This window comes from Arsenophonus nasoniae DSM 15247, assembly GCF_000429565.1.
GTDB classification, from domain to species: Bacteria; Pseudomonadota; Gammaproteobacteria; order Enterobacterales; family Enterobacteriaceae; genus Arsenophonus; species Arsenophonus nasoniae.
The window spans coordinates 20,505-39,993 of the sequence record NZ_AUCC01000024.1; the positions used below are offsets into that span (position 1 = coordinate 20,505).

Sequence of the window (19,489 nt, forward strand, 5' to 3'; positions counted from 1 at the left end):
AGGGATACTTTCGGTTTATGAATACAAAATTTACTAAACCACTCATTACTCTTGTAATAACAATAATGTTAGCAGTTCCTATGAAACCTGTTTATACCGCTGTTGACGATAATCTGCCGGATATTGGTACTACAGCAGGTGGTACATTAACTATTGATCAAGAGATCATTATTGGTGACGCATTAACCCGCCAATTACGTGCTAGCACACCACTTATTTACGATCCCTTATTAAATCAATATATTAATCATCTCGGCATGCGCTTAGTAAAAAATGCCCACTCAGTAAAAACACCGTTCCATTTTTACATGATAAATAACCCTAATATCAATGCTTATGCTTATTTTGGTGGTAATGTCGTTCTCCATTCTGCCCTTTTTCGTTATAGCCAGAATGAAAGTCAACTAGCCTCAGTGATCGCGCATGAAATTTCTCATGTAACACAAAGACATCTTGCCCGTATGCTAGAGGATCGTGAACGAAATGCACCCTTGGCCTGGATAGGCGCTATTGGCTCAGCACTGTTAGTGATGGCTAATCCACAAGCAGGTATTGCAGCGCTAACGGGAACATTAGCCGGAGTGCAGCAAGGTATAATAAGCTTTACGCAATCTAACGAGCAAGAAGCTGATCGAATTGGCATACAAACTTTACGTCGAGCCGGATTCGATCCGCGCGCCATGTCTGACTTTATGCAAATTTTAGCCCATCAGAGCCGTTATATGTCAAAACCACCTGAAATGCTATTAACCCATCCATTACCCGATAGTCGTTTAGCTGATGCGCTAAATCGTTCAAATCAATACCCGAAAATTAATCTTCCTCCATCACTGGATTTTATGCTGGCTCGAGTGCGCATTCTTGCCATGTATACAGACGGGCAAAAAACCATTCTTGAACAAATTTTATCACAATATAGTCAGGGTGATGCTAAAGAAAGAATGGCGGCTGATTATGGTCATGCACTACAACTTAATAAAGATAAAAAATATCAGGCTGCGAGTAATATTATGAACTTACTTTTAGCTAAACAACCCACTAATTCCTGGTTTATTGATCTCATGACCGATATAGAGATTGGGTTAAATCAACCCCTAAAGGCGATTTCTCGTTTACAAAGTGCACTAACCAAAACTCCAAACGACCCAGTGTTACAAATCAATTTGGCTAATGCCTACCTTGCTAATAATCAGTATCAACAAGCTAGTCAATTGTTACGTAAATACACCTTTGATAATCCCAATGACTTAAATGGTTGGACTTTGCTGGCTGAAGTTTCAGCTAAACAAGCTAAGCGAAGTGAAGAGTTAGCTGCTTATGCTGAAGGTATGGCTTTACGTGGCAATTATAATACTGCCATTCAATATCTTACTGATGCCAGTCGGTTAACAAAAATTGGCAGTTATGATCAAGCCAGATATGATGCGCGCATTGATGCACTACGCCAGTTACAAATTCGTGATAAACAATTACAAAAACGCTAAGGAACTTATCCAATGACTCACCAAGTGACCATTTATCATAATCCTCGTTGTTCAAAAAGCCGACAAACCCTACAACTATTAGAGGATATGGGGGTTAAACCGCGCATCATTGAATATCTTAAAACACCACCAAGCACCAATAGCTTAAAAACCTTACTTTTACAATTAGGTTTCACTGAACCTCGTCAATTAATGAGGCGCAATGAAACAATTTATCAAACACTTAATTTATCTGACCACTCGTTATCAGACGATATGTTACTCCAAGCAATGCATGATAATCCGATATTGATAGAGCGACCGATTGTTGTTGTCAATGGTCATGCTCAGCTTGGTCGTCCACCAGAATTAGTCAAAAAGCTATTTAAATAGTTTTCTATCTTGAAGAGGTAAAACAAGTTTACCTCTTAAATCAAAGCTTAAGAATATCTTTAACAAAGGGAATAGTCAGTTTACGCTGAGCAACAATCGAAGCATGATCTAACTCATCTAACATAGTAAATAGTGTACGGGTTTTTCTATCCAAACGCTTTAATACAAAACGACTAACCTCTTCAGATAATTCAAAACCGCGTAATTTAGCGCGTAATTGTAGTGCCTGGATCTTATCTTCATCACTAAGTGGATGAAGTTTATAGATCTGCCCCCAATCGAGTCTGGATGCTAAATCAGGTAAAGTTAAATCAATCAACCTTGGCGGCTTATCCCCGGTGATCAATAAACAGCTTTTACCGTTTTCTAAGATACGATTATATAAATTAAAAAGTGCTATTTCCCACTCTTCATCATCGGCAATGCAATGAACATTATCAATGCAAACCAGCGCTAAATGCTCCATACCATCTAAAACATCAGGGACAAAATAGCTACGTTTATCCAGAGGAACATAACCAACCGCCTCGCCTTTTTGTGACAATTCAGTACATGCGGCATGCAATAAATGGCTTTTACCACTACCTTCTTGCTGAGACCAAAAATATATATAGCTACTATGGAATTGATTAATAGCAGATTTAATGGCCGCTAATAAAATACCATTTTCGCCAGTAATAAAACTGGCAAAGGTTTCATCATCGGGCGTAGATAAAGGTAATGAAAGCTGCGACGGCGTATTCAGAAGCACCTCTTTCTGTATAGATAAGAAAACACATACAGCTTAACACAAAAGTTGTAATTAGATGAACTTAAACAATATCATCCGATGAAACTAACAATCTCGTTATTATTCCAACAAAAATAGCTATTTTTTAATCGGGTCAATCGACTCAATCTTAGCGGTGATATAAGTTTTTTCTGGCCGAATAATATTAATTAGGCGAAAAATTAACGACATTATAATACCGATAATGGTAGCAAGTGCCATCCCTTTCAGTTCAGCCGCACCAATATGGATCGTCGCACCACTTACGCCAATAATTAGAATAACTGAAGTCAATATTAAATTTTGTGGTTTGTTGTAGTCTACACGAGAATCAATTAATACTCGAATACCTGATGCTGCGATAACCCCATAAAGTAATAAGGAAACGCCCCCCATCACTGGAACGGGAATAAGCTGAATTGCCGCCGCTAATTTACCAACACAGGAAAGCATGATAGCTAAGATTGCCGCGCCGCCAATTACCCAAGTACTATATACTTTAGTGATCGCCATCACACCAATATTTTCACCATAGGTGGTATTCGGTGTTGAACCAAAAAATCCTGAAATGGTGGTTGATAAACCATTGGCAAACATTGAACGATGTAAACCGGGATCTTTTAATAAATCTCGCCCAACAATATTGGCAGTTACAACCAAATGACCCACATGTTCCGCAATAACAACTAGCGCAGCAGGCAAAATAGTCAAAATAGCAAACCACTCAAATCGTGGAGAATAAAATGTGGGTAATGCAAACCATGGCGCGGTAATAACCGGAGTTAAATCAACTTTTCCCATTAAAAAGGCAAGTAAATAGCCGACAACCACTCCAATCAAAATAGGAATAATCGCTAAGAAACCGCGAAAAACCACCGAACATAAAATGGTCACAATCAACGTCACCACTGAAATAATTAAACTACTTGAATCAACCGGTATATCCGCTTTAGGTAAAAGTCCTGCCATACCAGCTGCCGTTTGCGCTAATTCCAGCCCAATAACAGCCACAATCGCACCCATTGCCGCAGGAGGAAAGATAATATTGATCCAATTTCTACCTACTATTTTTACAATGAGTGATACTAAGCAAAAAAGTAGTCCACAAACAATAAATCCACCCAATGCTAACTCATAACCAAGGGGTAATAACAATAAAACTGGCGAAATAAACGCAAAGCTTGAGCCCAGATAAGCAGGAATACGCCCCCGACAAATAACCAAATAGAGCAATGTACCAATACCATTAAACAATAAAACGGTTGCAGGATTGATGTTAAATAAAATAGGGACTAATACTGTCGCACCAAACATAGCAAACAGATGCTGAAAACTTAATGGAATCGTTTCTCTTAACGGCGGCCTTTCTGCTACGCCAATTACGCGGCGGGTCATGAACACTATCCTCTCAGTAACTCATTATTGATATATTATTACTCATCAAAAGTGATCAATAAAGTCCACTTGTTAATATTTTAATTTCATCACAGAAAATTGTATTAAATATTAAGTAAGCTCTGGTAATATAAAAACCATTTCTTTGGACTAATCACTAAGAAAAAGCAAATTTTATTGTCATATAAGATAGCCAGATTAACACTTCATTTTATGGATTTTAACTTATCACCTGAAGATATAAAAAGTATTATTCAGGTTAAATTTACCCTACTTTTTGATTGGTTAGAAAAAATAACACTAAGGTTGAAAATAGCAAATTATTGCATCGCCTTAATTAATATATTTTATTATTTATATCATAAGATAGATAATGAAAATGATTTTTTATCACGCTTTTATAAATTATATAGTGTATTAAATCTAAATAATAATATAACTAATTAAGTTATATTAGCTAATTTAGCAAAATAAAATTGTTAAGATTTATATTAATCTAATGGCTATAAAATTCATTTTAAACACTAATTAAACTAAATTAATTATTTTAATTAAAGGAATCTTTATGATAAATACAAATAAATTTAATAGTATCGATAATTCTATTGATATATCAAAATATAGTAGTGAAAATATTAGTCATTTATTAGGTTGTGCTGAAATATTTGGTCACGGAAAAGAAAAAGCCATCCAAGATGATAATCAATGGAATGAAAATAATGATAGAGACACAAATGCCAAAAAACTGGCCGCTTCACCGACAAATTTCGTTACCACAATAATAACTAATATCCGTGATCAATCAAAATGGGCGCCGACTAATTCATTAGATAATGCATCGCTTTATTTAAGGAACTACTTAGATTATCTCTATCAAATTAGAACCTGTAACTATATTTCAAATTTTAATAGCCGTTCAAGCAGCTTCAAAACGAATAATCCAGACCAATTAGCTGAACATATTATTGCCACGCATAAATTTATTGACAATGATGAACGTGCTAGCTTAACTAAAGAGTTAGCAGCCAATCTAGCAGATTTTGTAAAATTTAATGAAGAGGATCATAATTTTATTCAGTTTATTGAACCAGTAATAAAAGCAGACAAACAAGCTAAACTATTCTATTACAGTTTGTATTCTAATCCCGCTTCCGGCTATGATTTTAATTACATAGCACAAGAGTTTATTTTTGATCCCAATAAACTGACAATAGAAAATGCCAACATCGAACTAAATAAAAATTATGAAGGGCTAAAACGTTGGTTGGATAAAAATAGAGCGAAAAAAACGCCCCAAAATTAACTAATTAAATTTAAAATAATAATTTTCACGCTTAATAAGATTGGTATCGCAGCCAATCTTATTTATTTTCAATGACCATCAATAATAAAAAATAACTTAAACGATAAAAGTTACTTAGTACCAAATATCTTATCGCCCGCATCACCTAAACCCGGAACAATATAACCATGTTCATCCAAATGATCATCAATCGATGCGGTATAGAGTTCAACATCGGGGTGGGCTGCTTCTAGTGCTTTAATACCCTCGGGAGCGGCAACTAATACCAATATTTTGATAACCTGACAGCCTGCTTGTTTAAGTAAATCAATCGTAGCAATCATTGAACCACCGGTGGCCAACATCGGATCAACAACCAATGCCATGCGTTCATTAATATTTGAAGCCAGCTTTTGAAAATATGAAATAGGCTCCAATGTCTTTTCATCACGATAAACACCCACAACACTTATACGGGCACTAGGAATATTTTCCAATACCCCATCCATCATTCCCAATCCAGCACGTAAAATTGGCACAACGGTAATTTTTTTTCCTTTAATTTGCTCGATGTTTACCTGACCACACCAACCTTCGATTGCAATGGTCTCGGTTTCTAAGTTAGCTGTTGCTTCATAAGTTAAAAGACTGCCCACTTCTGAGGCCAATTCACGAAAACGTTTAGTACTAATATCTTTATCCCGCAATAAACCCAATTTATGTTTAACTAACGGGTGTTTTACCTCAACGATTTTCACGCTACTCTCCTTCAGTACAAACTATCTACAAATAAAAAATTAGCAAATTATAGCCCTTTTTCTGCCCTCTTCCACTGCTAGATTAAGGTTCCCCATATATAAAATTTATTTTACGCCCTTTTGCACTTTATTATCAAAACCAATAAAGAGTCTCGCAAACGTTTGCTTAGGCTGGTAGAATTATGCCGTTTCCATCTATTTTACTAAATGCAATCGCCTTGGGAGCTTGCTGTGACAGATAAAATTTCTCTCAGCTATAAAGATGCTGGTGTCAATATCGATGCAGGTAATACACTGGTCGAACGTATTAAAGGGGCAGTTAAAGAAACCCGCCGCCCAGAAGTAATGGGAGGATTAGGGGGATTTGGCGCACTATGTGCCTTACCACAAAAGTATCGTGAGCCAATATTAGTTTCCGGCACCGATGGTGTTGGAACCAAACTGCGATTAGCTATGGACTTAAAACGCCATGATACCATTGGCATTGATTTGGTTGCCATGTGTGTTAATGATTTGATTGTTCAAGGTGCGGAGCCCCTATTTTTTCTCGATTATTATGCAACTGGTAAACTAGATGTAGACACAGCGAGCAGTGTGATCAAAAGCATTGCCGCAGGCTGTAAACAATCAGGCTGTGCTCTGGTCGGTGGCGAAACAGCAGAGATGCCGGGTATGTATCATGGCGACGATTATGATATAGCCGGTTTTTGTGTTGGTGTGGTCGAAAAAACAAAAATTATTGATGGTAGCAAAGTTAAAGCTGGCGATGCCCTGATTGCTTTAGGTTCTAGTGGCCCCCATTCCAATGGCTATTCATTAATTAGAAAAATTCTACAGCTAAGCCAAGTAGATCCAACCACGACACAACTAGAAAATAAGTCACTGGCAGAAAGCTTGTTAGCCCCAACGCGCATTTATGTTAAAAATATTCTAGCGTTAATTGAAAAACTGGATATTCATGCCATTGCCCATATAACCGGTGGTGGTTTTGGGGAAAATATTCCACGGGTTTTACCAGCAAATACCCAAGCACAAATTGATGGTGCGAGCTGGCAATGGCCAGCCATATTTAGTTGGTTACAACAAACCGGTAATGTAACGACGCATGAAATGTACCGCACCTTTAATTGTGGCGTTGGCATGGTAATGGTAATAGCCGCAGAAGAAGTTTCTGACGCGTTACAACTGCTCAATCAACTAGGTGAAAACGCCTGGCTTATTGGTAAAATTGTCGCGAGCAAGGCGAATGAACCACAGGTGACGATCAGCAAATGAAAAATCTCGTGGTTTTAATTTCTGGCAACGGCAGCAATTTACAAGCCATTATTGATGCTTGCCAAAAACAAAATATTACCGCAAAAATTAGTGCAGTTTTCAGTGATAATCCGACGGCCTATGGTTTAGAACGGGCTAAACAAGCCTCGATCCCAACGGTTGTGATGCCAAAAGCGGATTACGTTGATAACCAGACTTATGATGCATCACTCATGACCGAGCTAGCACAATATCAGCCAGATCTGATTGTACTGGCGGGTTACATGCGCATTCTCACACCACGCTTTGTCAGCCATTATTTAGGTAAAATAATTAATATTCATCCTTCTCTATTGCCTAAGTATCCTGGATTAAATACCCACCGTAAAGCGCTGGCAAATGGTGATAAAGAGCATGGTACTTCTATTCATTTTGTCACTGAGAAATTGGATGCAGGCCCGATTATTTTACAAGCTAAAGTGCCTATTTTTGTTGAAGATCAGCCGCAAGACATTATTGCGCGCGTTCAAACACAAGAGCATCGTATTTATCCATTAGTCATTAATTGGTTTGTTGAAGGTCGATTAGTGATGGTTAATAATTCAGCTTTCTTAGATGGTTGTAAACTTCCTGAACAAGGTTACGCCAGTGATGAAGATTAACATTATCCCTCACTATGTGATGCCTATGGCATCACAACGTTGTATACTAATATAATCCATACTTAAACCAATTCTAATTGATTAATTTTGTAGTAATAATCAACCAATACTTAACGAATTAGTTATCGAAAGCTGAGTTTATTGCTAAAATATAGTTGCTCTTATTTATCACTCAGCTTGATTCTGCTATTTTTTTGCCTGATCAAAGTGACTAAAAATACAGAACATCCATAGTGACTATTTTATATGCTAAGTTTTACTTCCAATCGAGGTATCCAATGCCTACTGGCAAAAAAAACGAGTCGATTACACTACGACCGCTAGAACGTGAAGATCTCCCATTTGTCCATCAATTAGATAATAACGCCAGTGTTATGCGTTATTGGTTCGAAGAACCTTATGAAGCCTTTGTTGAATTAAGCGATTTGTATGATAAACATATTCATGATCAGTTAGAACGTCGGTTCATTATAGAAAATGAAGGCACTAAAATTGGTTTAATCGAATTAGTAGAAATAAATTACATTCATCGCCGAGCTGAAATTGGGATTATTATTGATCCGGCATTTCAAGGTAAAGGATACGCAGCAAAAGCCACTAACTTAGCAATGGATTATGCCTTTTCGGTCTTAAACCTCTATAAAGTTTACTTGATTGTCGATAAAGAAAATACCAAAGCGCTGCATATTTATAAAAAGTTGGGTTTTCATATTGAAGGCGATCTGGTGGATGAATTTTTTATTAATGGCAAATATCGTACCGTCATTCGCATGAGTATTTTTCAACATCAATACAGTGAAATGAAAAAAAAATCTCGCGTAGAGAGCAATAAAATACCTGAAAAATCATCAGTAATCAGATAAGCTGGTAAGTATCAATATCCCGTATTACTAAATAACAATATTGGTTATGGAGTAAAGATGTCTCAAGATCGACTCTATACTGAAAAAGAGATCAGTTGGCTATCATTCAATGAGCGAGTTTTGCAAGAAGCAGCAGATAAACGTAATCCGCTGATTGAACGCATGCGATTTTTGGGCATTTATTCCAATAACCTTGAGGAATTTTATAAAATTAGATTTGCCGATGTTAAGCGCCGAATATTAATTAATGAAGAACGAGGAACAGCATCCAGTTCACGCCAGCTACTTAAGAGAATTGAAAGTAAAGTTGCCAAGCTCGATCAAGAATTTGACTCCCTCTATAACGAGCTGTTACTTGAAATGGCGCATAATCAAATTTTTCTCATTAACGAACGGCAAATTTCACCAAACCAACAAATTTGGTTACGACAATTTTTTCGCCAACAACTTCGTCAACATATTACGCCTATTTTGATCACACCAGAAACGGATTTAGTTGAATTCCTAAAAGATGACTATACCTATTTAGCCGTTGAGATTATCCAAGGACAGCATATTCAATATGCCTTACTCGAAATTCCAGCCGGCAAACAGCCTCGATTTATTCACTTACCGCCTGAAATGCCGAAACGCAGGAAATCAATGATTTTGCTAGATAATATTTTGCGTTATTGTCTCGACGAAATATTTAAAGGCTTTTTTGATTACGACCAATTAAACGCCTACGCCATGAAAATGACGCGCGATGCGGAATATGATTTAACTACTGAGATGGAATCTAGCATGATAGAGTTGATGTCATCCAGTTTAAAACAGCGTCTTAATGCCGAACCAGTTCGTTTTGTTTATCAACGCAACATGCCCGATGAAATGGTAGCGCTGCTGAGAAAAAAACTCGGACTATCTAATGATGACTCAGTTATTGCCGGTGGCCGTTATCATAACTTTAAAGATTTCATTAAATTTCCAAATGAAGGTAATAAAAATTTACTTAATAAGCCACTGCCACGCTTACGTCATCGTCGTTTTGATAACTTTCGTAATGGATTTGATGCCATTAGAGAAAAAGATATTCTCCTCTACTACCCTTATTACACTTTTGAACATACGATAGAATTATTACGCCAAGCCTCTTTTGATCCCAATGTATTAACAATTAAAATCAATATTTATCGTGTAGCTAAGGATTCGCGCATCATTGAGTCGATGATTAATGCGGCTCACAACGGCAAAAAAGTCACCGTGGTGGTTGAACTACAAGCTAGATTTGATGAAGAGGCCAATATCCATTGGGCTAAGCATCTTACTGAAGCCGGAGTACATGTTATTTTCTCTGCGCCTGGCCTGAAAATCCACGCTAAACTTTTTATTATTTCTCGCCTCGAACAAGGAGAAATTATTCGTTATGCCCACATTGGCACCGGCAATTTTAACGAAAAAACGGCACGCCTTTATACCGATTATTCCTTATTAACGGCAAATCAACAAATTACCAATGAAGTAAGACGGGTATTTAATTTTATTGAAAATCCTTACCGACCCGTCAGTTTTGAAAATCTCATGGTTTCACCGCAAAATTCACGCACTCGGCTGACGCAATTGATCGATCGGGAAATTGCCAACGCTCAGGCAGGAAAAGCAGCCGCTATCTTGCTAAAAATTAATAACTTAGACGATAAAGAGTTAATTAATCGTCTTTATGATGCCTCCAATGCTGGGGTAAAAATTCGTCTGCTTATCCGCGGCATGTGTTCACTGGTTCCAGGCCAAGCTAATTTTAGTGAAAATATTCAAGTTACTAGCATTGTCGACCGCTTTCTTGAGCATGATAGAGTTTATGTATTTAGTAACAATGGCAACGAAGAAGTCTTTATCTCATCGGCTGATTGGATGACGCGCAATATCGATTTTCGGATTGAAGTAGCGGTTAAATTGGTTGATCAACAACTGAAACAACGCGTGCTCGACATTCTTGAATTACAATTTAACGATACAGTTAAAGCTCGTTATATCGATAAAGAGTTAACTAATCGTTACGTACCACGCGGTAATAAACGCAAAATCCAAGCCCAACTTGCTGTCTACGATTATTTAAAATCACTAGAACATCCAGAGACAAGAGCTTAACACTATGCCATTAACAAAACCTTCAGCATCGAGGCCGATGGAAATTGCTGCCATTGATCTAGGCTCTAATAGCTTTCATATGATTGTCGCGCGAATTGTTAATGGCGCTCTACAAATTTTAACCCGCATAAAAAAACGCGTTCATCTGGCTGATGGCTTAGATGAGCATAACCAATTAAACGAAGAGTCAATTCAGCGTGCCTTAACCTGCTTAGCGCTTTTTGCTGAACGTTTACAAGGTTTTAGCGCAGATAATGTCTGTATTGTTGGCACGCATGCCTTACGAGAAGCAATTAACGTCAAAGCGTTTTTACAACGCGCTAAAGCCATTATACCCTACCCGATCGAAATTATTTCAGGCCAAGAAGAAGCGCGACTCATTTTTATGGGTGTCGAACATACCCAGCCAGAGAAAGGGCGGAAGTTGGTGATTGATGTTGGCGGTGGATCAACGGAACTTATTATTGGTGAAGATTTTAAGCCTTTACTAATGGAAAGCCGTAAAATGGGATGCATCAGTTATGGCCGCCAATTTTTTGCCAATAATATCATTAATGAAACTAATTTTGCGCGCGCCTATTTTGCAAGCCGGCAAAAACTAGAAAATCTGGCTTGCCAATATCAAATGAAAGGTTGGGACTGTGCTTTTGGTGCTTCAGGAACCATCAAAGCAATCCATGAAGTCCTTTGCCAGTTGGGTGACTCAGATGGCATCATCACCCCTGAGCGCTTAACTAAACTAAAAAAATTAGTTCTAAAGTATAAAAATTTTAAATCTCTCGATCTACCTGGATTATCAGCAGAGCGTGCGCACGTTTTTGTGCCAGGGTTGGCCATTTTATGTGGAATATTTGATTCCCTGCAGATCAAACAATTATCTTTATCTGACGGCGCGTTACGTGAAGGCGTTCTATATGAAATGGAAGGACGTTTTCGTCATCAGGACATCCGCCAACGCACCGCATTAAGTTTAGCTGAACACTATAATATTGACCGTGAACAAACCCAGCGAGTGTCAAAAACCATCGAAATTCTTTATCAACAATGGGCTAAACAAAATCCCAAGTTGGCTAATCCACAATTAAAAGTGCTACTTATCTGGGCCGCTATGCTGCACGAGGTCGGATTAAATATAAATCATAATGGTTTACACCGGCATTCTGCCTACATTTTACACAATACTAATCTGCCTGGATTTAACCAAGAGCAACAATTATTATTGGCAACTTTGGTGAGATATCATAAAAAAAGCATCAAGTCTGAAGATATTCCAAAGTTTAATCTGTTTAAGAAAAAACAATTTTTACCCATGATCCAACTCTTACGCTTGGCTACGCTGCTTAATAATCAACGTCAATCAACCACAACGCCAAATTCACTGCGTTTAAAAACTGATCAAAGTCATTGGAGGCTGACCTTTCCTGCTCACTATTTACAGCAAAATGCATTAATGCTGCTAGATTTAGAAAAAGAACAAAAATACTGGCAAGAGGTACCTGGTTGGAAATTAAAAATTAAAGAGGAATCTGCTTGATATTTTGGTATTATAAAAAATAAAATTTACCAAATATAAATCTAATTTAACTGCTTAATTTCTATCTGATAACTTATCTATCCTGCTGCTGATAGTAGTTGTTTAAATAATGTGTGCATTTAATCAAAAGTCTTATAAATGATAATACCTGATAATAGGTTACGACTATTATTATTTAAGGATAACCATGTCTCAACCAGCCTTTTCATCAAATATTACCTCACTTATTAATCCGCATTCCCAAAAGCTGGCCCAAATTAGGCAAGATATTTTAACGCTTTTTATGGAAAATGAAGAGACAATTAAAATATTAGCCACGCAACATAACAAACAGCAAAGCTCATCAATCGTAAAACATGATCAAAAAATCATCCAATTTAAATCACTGTTGAATGCCTTACATGCAGCAGATATTGCTGATCTATTAGAAATGTTACCTTATGATGAACGCTCATCGTTATGGTATTTAATTGATAATAATATACGCGGCCAGGTATTAGTTGAGGCTTCAACCTCAGTCTGGGAAAGTTTACTAAAAAACATGTCGGATAGAGAATTGCTACGTGCTGTTGCTAATCTACATGTTGATGAACAAGCCTATATCGCCGAACATTTGCCTCGCGATACAATGCGTCGGTTATTAACTTATCTTGATCCCAGTCTACGTAATCAGATCCGAGAAGTTTTGCAATATCCAAAAGATAGCGTTGGCCAAATGATGGATTTTGAATTTATTACCGTTAGACCTAACGTTAGCCTGAAAACTGTTCAACGCTATCTCCGGCAACGAGGCAATATTCCTGAAGCAACCGATAAAATTTTTATTGTTGATATGCAAAATCGCTTACAAGGGGAATTACCCTTAACAACAATTTTAACCGCATTACCAACAAAAACCGTGGCTGATGTGATGAAAACCGCCACAGTAAGCTTCTTACCCGACGAAAAAGCGGAAGATGCCGCGAGTGCTTTTGAACGATACGACTTGATCTCTGCTGCTGTGGTTGATAATAATGGGTTATTAATGGGACGGTTAACCGTTGAAGATATAGTTGATAATCTTAATGAAGAGAGTGATAGTAATATTCGGCGAATGGGGGGATTAAGTCCAGCAGAAGATGTTTTTGCGCCCGTTGGGCAAGCGGTAAAAACTCGCTGGACGTGGCTTGCCATTAACCTATGCACCGCTTTTATCGCCTCTCGAGTAATTGGCGTTTTTGAAAATACCATTTCACAACTGGTCGCACTGGCAACATTAATGCCGATTGTAGCCGGCATTGGTGGCAATACTGGCAATCAAACTATTACCATGATTGTGCGGGCGATTGCCTTACATCAGATCCAGACTGGTAATTTCTCATTTCTCTTACTGAGAGAGCTAGGGGTGGCCTTAATTAATGGCATTGTCTGGGGCGGAATAATGGGCATCGTCACCTATTTACTTTATGGTAACCTAGAGATGGGTGCAGTGATGACGTTAGCCATGATACTGAACTTAATGATGGCCGCATTAATGGGTGTTATTATCCCATTAATTATGGTAAAACTGAATCGAGATCCGGCCATTGGCTCAAGTGTGATGATAACCGCAATAACTGATACCGGCGGCTTCTTTATTTTCTTAGGCTTAGCAACTCTTTTTCTAATTTGAAACGCTAGCGCTAATCTATTACTGTAATATTAGAATAGCGCCTTGCAACCTAACTTACTTAAACATCTTTTTTATTTAAATTAGTAAGCAAATTTTTCTCTATGTATGAATTCAAATATAACAATTTAATCTATTTATATTACTAAAATAAAATGCATTCTTATTTAAATTCCATCCTTGATTTTGCTAGTTATCCATTTAATTAAAAACTAATAACCTAATATTTAGCCCATTTAAAGCTCGTTCAAAGTAAGATATTATAAAATCCGCTATTGATGTTTATATAGACAACCGCGATAAATAGAAGATTATGATTATAACTTCCAGATGATAAACGGATAACGATTTCAGTTAAATGAAATATCATTATTACTTTAATCTTTTATGATTGAAAAATAAAAAACAATCAACAAATTGCACCAATTGTTAGAATAATTTATCCCGCATACTCATACACTATTTTCCAATTAATAAAATAAAAAGGATAAAACATGCCATCGCTAACCAACATGCAAAGCCAGCCTGTTGCCAGGCCATTAAATCAACAAGATTATAAAACACTGGGTCTATCTTCGTTAGGTGGCACACTTGAGTTTTATGACTTTGTTATTTTTGTCTTTTACGCCAAGATCATCTCGCAACTTTTTTTTCCGAGTGGCAATCAATTTCTCGCGCTGATGGCAACGCTTGGGTTATTTGCCGCCGGTTATTTGGCTCGTCCGTTAGGTGGCATTATTATGGCGCATTATGGCGATAAAATCGGTCGTAAACGCATGTTCAGCCTGAGTATATTTATGATGGCACTGCCTACTTTAGTCATCGGATCCCTACCCACTTATGCAACAATTGGTAGTGCCGCTCCATTGCTATTACTATTAATGCGTATTATGCAGGGGGCAGCAATTGGTGGGGAAATGCCCGGCGCCTGGGTATTTATCGCTGAACACACACCAAAACAGCGTTATGGTTTAGGTATTGGCATACTGACTTCGGGTATTACCGGCGGTATTTTACTTGGCTCTATGATTGCCATTAGCATTGAATATCACTTTAGCGAACAACAAATTATTGACTTTGCCTGGCGTATCCCATTTATTCTCGGTGGTTTATTTGGCTTAATTTCTGTCTATCTGCGCCGTTTTTTACAGGAAACTCCGATATTCAAAGAGTTAGCGGCACAAAAAGCGCTTAGTAATGAGTTACCGATCAAGACGGTTTTAACTTCACATAAGCAGGCCTGTTTGATCACCGCTGGGTTAACCTGGTCTTTATCTACCGCTATTATCGTGATCATTTTAATGACGCCTGACGTTATTTTACGCGGCATCTACCATATTGATCGGAATAGCGCCTTGCAAGCTAATTGCATTGCGGTATTAATGTTAACCGTTGGCTGTATTTTTTGGGGTTACTTAAGTGATAAAATTGGTTCACGTATCACGATGCTCATTGCCTACAGCGGGCTTATCATTTCAACTAGCTATTTTTATTATATATTATCACCCACCCTCTCATTTTTAGCGTTAAGTAGTTATTATGGTATTATGGGACTGTTTGTCGGCGCAGTGGTTCTAACACCGATTGTGGCTACCAGAGCCTTTCCACCCGCAATCCGCTATTCCGGCCTGTCTTTTGCTTATAATATCGCCTATGCGATTTTTGGTGGCTTAACGCCAATTATTACTGGTTTCTGGCTACAACAGTCTCAGCTGGCGCCCGCTTATTATGTCAGTGCCGTAGCAGTATTAGCTATTTTGATTGGCTTTTTACCCTTGGCTTATAAAGGATGGTCAAATTAGCAACTAGACAAATCCAACTCTGATACTCATAACCCTAAGAAAAATGCATTAAGTCGTTAATAACATCATCGTTAATTAAACAAAAAAGTATTCGTCATAAGACGGATACTTTTGATAAAAAACTGATTATTTCACGATAAAAATGCCAGTATTAACTCCAGGCCGGCGGCATAATACCAGCCAATGTGCTTGGGAAATGGGCTTTTAAATGTTCAATCATAATAGTTGATAACACCGCCGTACAACTAAATGCGTTATTGTAGCCCAGCAATCGGTCGCCCCAGTCTTTATACTGTTCTTTCGAAGCAAATATTTGCGGTGCCAATTGATAGGCCTGCGCCATTAGAGCAAAAGCAAAAGACCTTAATACATTCGGTGACTCAGTTTCCGTACCAAATATGGCACTAGAAGAATATTTGCTAAAAACGGCGGCCAAGCTTAATAAGGTTTGCGCCTGAGTGGTTTTATCCGCAGTGGATAAATTATAAGCTTGCAGCAATTGTTGCGTGTAATCAGCGGTTAAGCGATAACCGGTTACGCCATTTTCCGTATATGGCTCAAGCTTATTGTTAAATATGTCTGTCAGTTTATTCTGACTGGAAAAATCGATTAACTTTTTTTCAGAAAAACCTTGCGTTATCGCAGTTTGAAAAGTGGACAGGAATTCACCTAATTCTAAAGTAGCCAATAATGTGCCAAATTTAGCTTGCTGTTGATGAAATTGGTAATTCGATGCAAATATTTTAAAATGATGATTAAAAAGATCGGTTAATGAAAAATCTTGCCGTTCAGTTGGAATAACCTCTCCGCCCTGAAACAGATAAAAACCATTCCAGATCATATTACTTTTTGTCTCAACATCTAACATACTGCGTAATCGATCTGGTGATATCATCATGGCATAATGACTATTTTGTTCGGCAGAAAGCAGAATAAAATTATTAGCTTCGTTATCAGACCAATCAGCATGGCCGGCATAATTAGCAAAATTAAGGTTCTTGGTATAAGGTTCAACACGGTTATCTTGCAGATAATGATTATATAGCGTTTTTGCCTGCTCTTTATGGCAACTATCACCCGCCATCGCTTGTGAAATCAACTGAATAAAGGCCCCATTATAGCTAAACATCAGCTCTGGCTTGTTTTCAATGTAAGTCAATAAGGTTGCCAAAATAGGGTCTGCGGGTACTGGCATCATGCTGGTATCATACTTAGCCAAATAGAGTGGCAAGATTTTATTATTAAGCCAGTTGATGATTTTCAGATCCTGGTTATAGGGCGCTTTCGCTAATGTATCTAATAAGGGATCTACCACCGATGATAGTGAAACTTTTGTAAGGCATTTGTTTAATGAATCAATTAGTTGGTGAACCAGGGCTATTTTCTGGTCATGATATTTAGCATCAATACTGTCGATAGTTGTCAGTAAACTAGAGTTATTATTGATATGGTTTAGATAACGATCTAAACAATCACCATTGCTCCAATCAGGTAAAGCGATCTCAGTTAGCTTTGCCCCGGCTAAATTAGCGCCCGTTAAATCGGCACCATTTAAATTAGCACCAAGAAAATTAGCATCCTTTAGGTTAGCACCATTTAACTTAGCTTTAGTAAAATTAACAAAATATAGTTTAGTATTACTCAAATTAGCATCTGACAGATTGGCCTCGATAAAAACACTGGATTGCAGATTAGAATTACTAAAATTAGCCTGTTGCAGTTCAGCCTTAAAAAATAGTACTTGCTGTAAATTTGCATTCATTAACTTAGTATTATTCAAAATTGCTTCGTGTAGTTCAACAATATTCAGCTCAGCGTGATTCAAATTCGCATAACTGAGATCCGCCTTTATTAGCTTACTCCTATGTAACTGAGCATGGCTCAATGTTGCCATATTTAATTTAGCATTAGTGAGATTAGTATAATCAAGATTGGCATTAGCCAATCTAGCATATTTTAATGTGGCATCTGACAAATTAGCTATTTGCAGATTGGCCTCACTTAAACAGGCTTTGGCTAAATTCGCTTTTTGCAATTTAGCCCGCTCTAAATTAACAGACCGTAAATTGACACTAGTTAAATCAAGTTCTTTTAGTTCAATTTCCCTCAAATCCAGCTCAGCACCAACCTGACGTTGCTTAATTAATTTATCCAAAATATCGCGCTTTTGCTGTTGTAAATCCCTTTTGTCATCAACACTACAATCATCTGGGATGGCTTGCCTTAAAATGGCTAAATCAGAAAGTGGCTCTGAGGCTGTATCCATTGAGCGAAAGACAGAATTGGCGCCCTTAGAAGGGGAAACGTGCATAATCACTCCTTGATTGATTTATAATTAGAGCGGGTAATATATGAGTGATTGATGGAATATGATTGCACAAAACCGCTATTTAACGACAATTAATGATTATTTTTGCCATTTTTTGCTATTAATTATCTATTTTATCTAACATAAAAACTATTTTCAGCCAATTATGTTGTTTATCTACTAGACAAATTTGTGAACGAACGCAATAGAATTAACGTCCCTAATAACCAGCAATCAGAGACGCATCATCGATTAAGTTTAAGGCAATAAAATCAGCGCGACTAACTCCAGGCCGGCGGCATAATTCCTGTTAAGGTGGTTGGAAAATGTTGTTTGATATGCTCTACCATAATAGTTGATAACACCGCCGTACAACTAAATGCGTTATTGTAGCCCAGCAATCGGTCGCCCCAGTCTTTATACTGTTTTTTCGAAGCAAATGTTTGCGGTGCCAATTGATAGGCCTGCGTCATAAGAGCAAAAGCAAAAGACCTTAATACATTCGGTGACTCAGTTTCCGTACCAAATATGGCACTAGAAGAATATTTGCTAAAAACAGCGGCCAAGCTTAATAAGGTTTGCGCCTGAGTGGTTTTATCCGCAGTAGATAAATTATAAGCTTGCAGCAATTGTTGCGTGTAATCAGCGGTTAAGCGATAACCGGTTACGCCACTTTCCGTATATGGCTCAAGCTTATTGTTGAATATGTCTGTCAGTTTATTCTGACTGGAAAAATCGATTAACTTTTTTTTAGAAAAACCTTGCGTTATCGCAGTTTGAAAAGTGGACTGGAATTCACCTAATTCTAAAGTAGCCAATAATTTGGCAAATTTAGCTTGCTGTTGATGAAAACAATAGTTTGCCATAAATAATTTAAAATGATGTTGAAAAAGGGTATCTAACTGATAATCTGCCGGGCCAATATTCTCCTGTTGTCAACGATCACCGAAAACTGATCCACTTTTTATCTAAATCCGATCAATCAAAATTGATCCACTGTTTTACTCAGTTATTGCTCCTGAGCGCCGCTTATCTTTCAATCGGTAGCTTTCACCGCTTAATTGCAGTACATGCGAATGATGAAGTAAACGATCAAGCATAGCGGCAGTTAATGTTGCGTCATCAGCAAAAGCACTTGGCCATTGCCCAAATGATAGGTTACTCGTCAATATGACACTGCCATGCTCATAACGCTTGGCAATCACATTGAAAAACAGGTTTGCTTCTTCTC

At 37.6% G+C, this 19,489-nt stretch carries 16 protein-coding genes; 10 read left to right on the plus strand and 6 right to left on the minus strand.

From position 1 onward, the window contains the following. The first annotated feature begins 17 nt into the window (after positions 1 to 17). Positions 18 to 1,484 (plus strand): beta-barrel assembly-enhancing protease, encoded by a 1,467-nt coding sequence (bepA, locus tag G468_RS0107380; RefSeq protein ID WP_026822583.1) that lies wholly within the window; start codon positions 18 to 20, stop codon positions 1,482 to 1,484. A 12-nt stretch (positions 1,485 to 1,496) separates the two neighbouring features. After that, entirely contained in the window at positions 1,497 to 1,856 is a 360-nt protein-coding gene (gene arsC, locus G468_RS0107385) for an arsenate reductase (glutaredoxin) (protein WP_026822584.1), read from the plus strand. A 40-nt stretch (positions 1,857 to 1,896) separates the two neighbouring features. On the opposite strand, the gene hda is transcribed toward arsC, so the two are convergent. Together hda and uraA are read right to left on the minus strand one after the other, a co-directional pair. Continuing rightward, complete coding sequence (gene hda, locus G468_RS0107390) at positions 1,897 to 2,619, minus strand: DnaA inactivator Hda (RefSeq protein ID WP_071846860.1); 723 nt, start codon at positions 2,617 to 2,619, stop codon at positions 1,897 to 1,899. Positions 2,620 to 2,724: 105 nt separating this feature from the next. Further along, complete coding sequence (gene uraA, locus G468_RS0107395; RefSeq protein ID WP_026822586.1) at positions 2,725 to 4,020, minus strand: uracil permease; 1,296 nt, start codon at positions 4,018 to 4,020, stop codon at positions 2,725 to 2,727. Positions 4,021 to 4,585: 565 nt separating this feature from the next. Between uraA and G468_RS0107405 the strand changes: the two genes are divergently transcribed. Further along, on the plus strand, positions 4,586 to 5,323 hold the full coding sequence (locus tag G468_RS0107405) for a hypothetical protein (RefSeq protein WP_026822588.1): 738 nt from the start codon (positions 4,586 to 4,588) through the stop codon (positions 5,321 to 5,323). 110 nt (positions 5,324 to 5,433) lie between these two features. Here the strand turns inward: G468_RS0107405 and upp are convergent, their stop codons facing one another. After that, complete coding sequence (upp, locus tag G468_RS0107410) at positions 5,434 to 6,060, minus strand: uracil phosphoribosyltransferase (RefSeq protein WP_026822589.1); 627 nt, start codon at positions 6,058 to 6,060, stop codon at positions 5,434 to 5,436. 231 nt (positions 6,061 to 6,291) lie between these two features. On the opposite strand from upp, the gene purM reads away from it, so the two are divergent. From purM to G468_RS0107445, 7 genes are all read left to right on the plus strand, one after another. Beyond that, positions 6,292 to 7,335 (plus strand): phosphoribosylformylglycinamidine cyclo-ligase, encoded by a 1,044-nt coding sequence (purM, locus tag G468_RS0107415; protein ID WP_026822590.1) that lies wholly within the window; start codon positions 6,292 to 6,294, stop codon positions 7,333 to 7,335. Then, positions 7,332 to 7,976: a phosphoribosylglycinamide formyltransferase gene (gene purN / locus G468_RS0107420; RefSeq protein ID WP_026822591.1), complete on the plus strand. Its 645-nt coding sequence runs from the start codon at positions 7,332 to 7,334 to the stop codon at positions 7,974 to 7,976. The genes purM and purN overlap by 4 nt, the downstream gene beginning before the upstream one ends. A 278-nt stretch (positions 7,977 to 8,254) precedes the next feature. Then, positions 8,255 to 8,839 (plus strand): spermidine N1-acetyltransferase, encoded by a 585-nt coding sequence (gene speG / locus G468_RS0107425; protein WP_026822592.1) that lies wholly within the window; start codon positions 8,255 to 8,257, stop codon positions 8,837 to 8,839. Between the two features lie 57 nt (positions 8,840 to 8,896). Beyond that, entirely contained in the window at positions 8,897 to 10,966 is a 2,070-nt protein-coding gene (gene ppk1, locus G468_RS0107430; protein ID WP_026822593.1) for a polyphosphate kinase 1, read from the plus strand. A gap of 4 nt (positions 10,967 to 10,970) precedes the next feature. Beyond that, on the plus strand, positions 10,971 to 12,500 hold the full coding sequence (gene ppx / locus G468_RS0107435) for an exopolyphosphatase (protein WP_026822594.1): 1,530 nt from the start codon (positions 10,971 to 10,973) through the stop codon (positions 12,498 to 12,500). Positions 12,501 to 12,783: 283 nt separating this feature from the next. Beyond that, on the plus strand, positions 12,784 to 14,151 hold the full coding sequence (mgtE, locus tag G468_RS0107440) for a magnesium transporter (RefSeq protein WP_420885099.1): 1,368 nt from the start codon (positions 12,784 to 12,786) through the stop codon (positions 14,149 to 14,151). Between the two features lie 491 nt (positions 14,152 to 14,642). Further along, positions 14,643 to 15,950, plus strand: a complete 1,308-nt coding sequence (locus tag G468_RS0107445) for an MFS transporter (RefSeq protein ID WP_026822596.1) — start codon at positions 14,643 to 14,645, stop codon at positions 15,948 to 15,950. 151 nt (positions 15,951 to 16,101) lie between these two features. On the opposite strand, the gene G468_RS0107450 is transcribed toward G468_RS0107445, so the two are convergent. From G468_RS0107450 to G468_RS0107460, 3 genes are all read right to left on the minus strand, one after another. Beyond that, positions 16,102 to 18,261 (minus strand): pentapeptide repeat-containing protein, encoded by a 2,160-nt coding sequence (locus G468_RS0107450; RefSeq protein ID WP_026822597.1) that lies wholly within the window; start codon positions 18,259 to 18,261, stop codon positions 16,102 to 16,104. Positions 18,262 to 18,539: 278 nt separating this feature from the next. Beyond that, positions 18,540 to 19,124 carry a hypothetical protein gene (locus tag G468_RS0107455; RefSeq protein ID WP_026822598.1) on the minus strand — a complete coding sequence of 195 codons (585 nt, stop codon included), beginning with the start codon at positions 19,122 to 19,124 and terminating at the stop codon, positions 18,540 to 18,542. A gap of 135 nt (positions 19,125 to 19,259) precedes the next feature. Then, positions 19,260 to 19,489 (minus strand): ATP-binding protein (locus G468_RS0107460; RefSeq protein WP_026822599.1); only part of this gene is annotated, 230 nt, incomplete at its 5' end.

Excerpts from the sequence above, each read along its gene's own strand:
- G468_RS0107405 (WP_026822588.1), top strand. The coding sequence starts at position 4,586 with ATGATAAATACAAATAAATTTAATAGTATCGATAATTCTATTGATATA.
- mgtE (WP_420885099.1), top strand. The coding sequence starts at position 12,784 with ATGGAAAATGAAGAGACAATTAAAATATTAGCCACGCAACATAACAAA.
- speG (WP_026822592.1), top strand. The coding sequence starts at position 8,255 with ATGCCTACTGGCAAAAAAAACGAGTCGATTACACTACGACCGCTAGAA.
- G468_RS0107445 (WP_026822596.1), top strand. The coding sequence starts at position 14,643 with ATGCCATCGCTAACCAACATGCAAAGCCAGCCTGTTGCCAGGCCATTA.
- bepA (WP_026822583.1), top strand. The coding sequence starts at position 18 with ATGAATACAAAATTTACTAAACCACTCATTACTCTTGTAATAACAATA.
- uraA (WP_026822586.1), bottom strand. The coding sequence starts at position 4,020 with ATGACCCGCCGCGTAATTGGCGTAGCAGAAAGGCCGCCGTTAAGAGAA.
- G468_RS0107450 (WP_026822597.1), bottom strand. The coding sequence starts at position 18,261 with ATGCACGTTTCCCCTTCTAAGGGCGCCAATTCTGTCTTTCGCTCAATG.
- ppk1 (WP_026822593.1), top strand. The coding sequence starts at position 8,897 with ATGTCTCAAGATCGACTCTATACTGAAAAAGAGATCAGTTGGCTATCA.
- arsC (WP_026822584.1), top strand. The coding sequence starts at position 1,497 with ATGACTCACCAAGTGACCATTTATCATAATCCTCGTTGTTCAAAAAGC.
- G468_RS0107455 (WP_026822598.1), bottom strand. The coding sequence starts at position 19,124 with ATGGCAAACTATTGTTTTCATCAACAGCAAGCTAAATTTGCCAAATTA.
- purN (WP_026822591.1), top strand. The coding sequence starts at position 7,332 with ATGAAAAATCTCGTGGTTTTAATTTCTGGCAACGGCAGCAATTTACAA.
- ppx (WP_026822594.1), top strand. The coding sequence starts at position 10,971 with ATGCCATTAACAAAACCTTCAGCATCGAGGCCGATGGAAATTGCTGCC.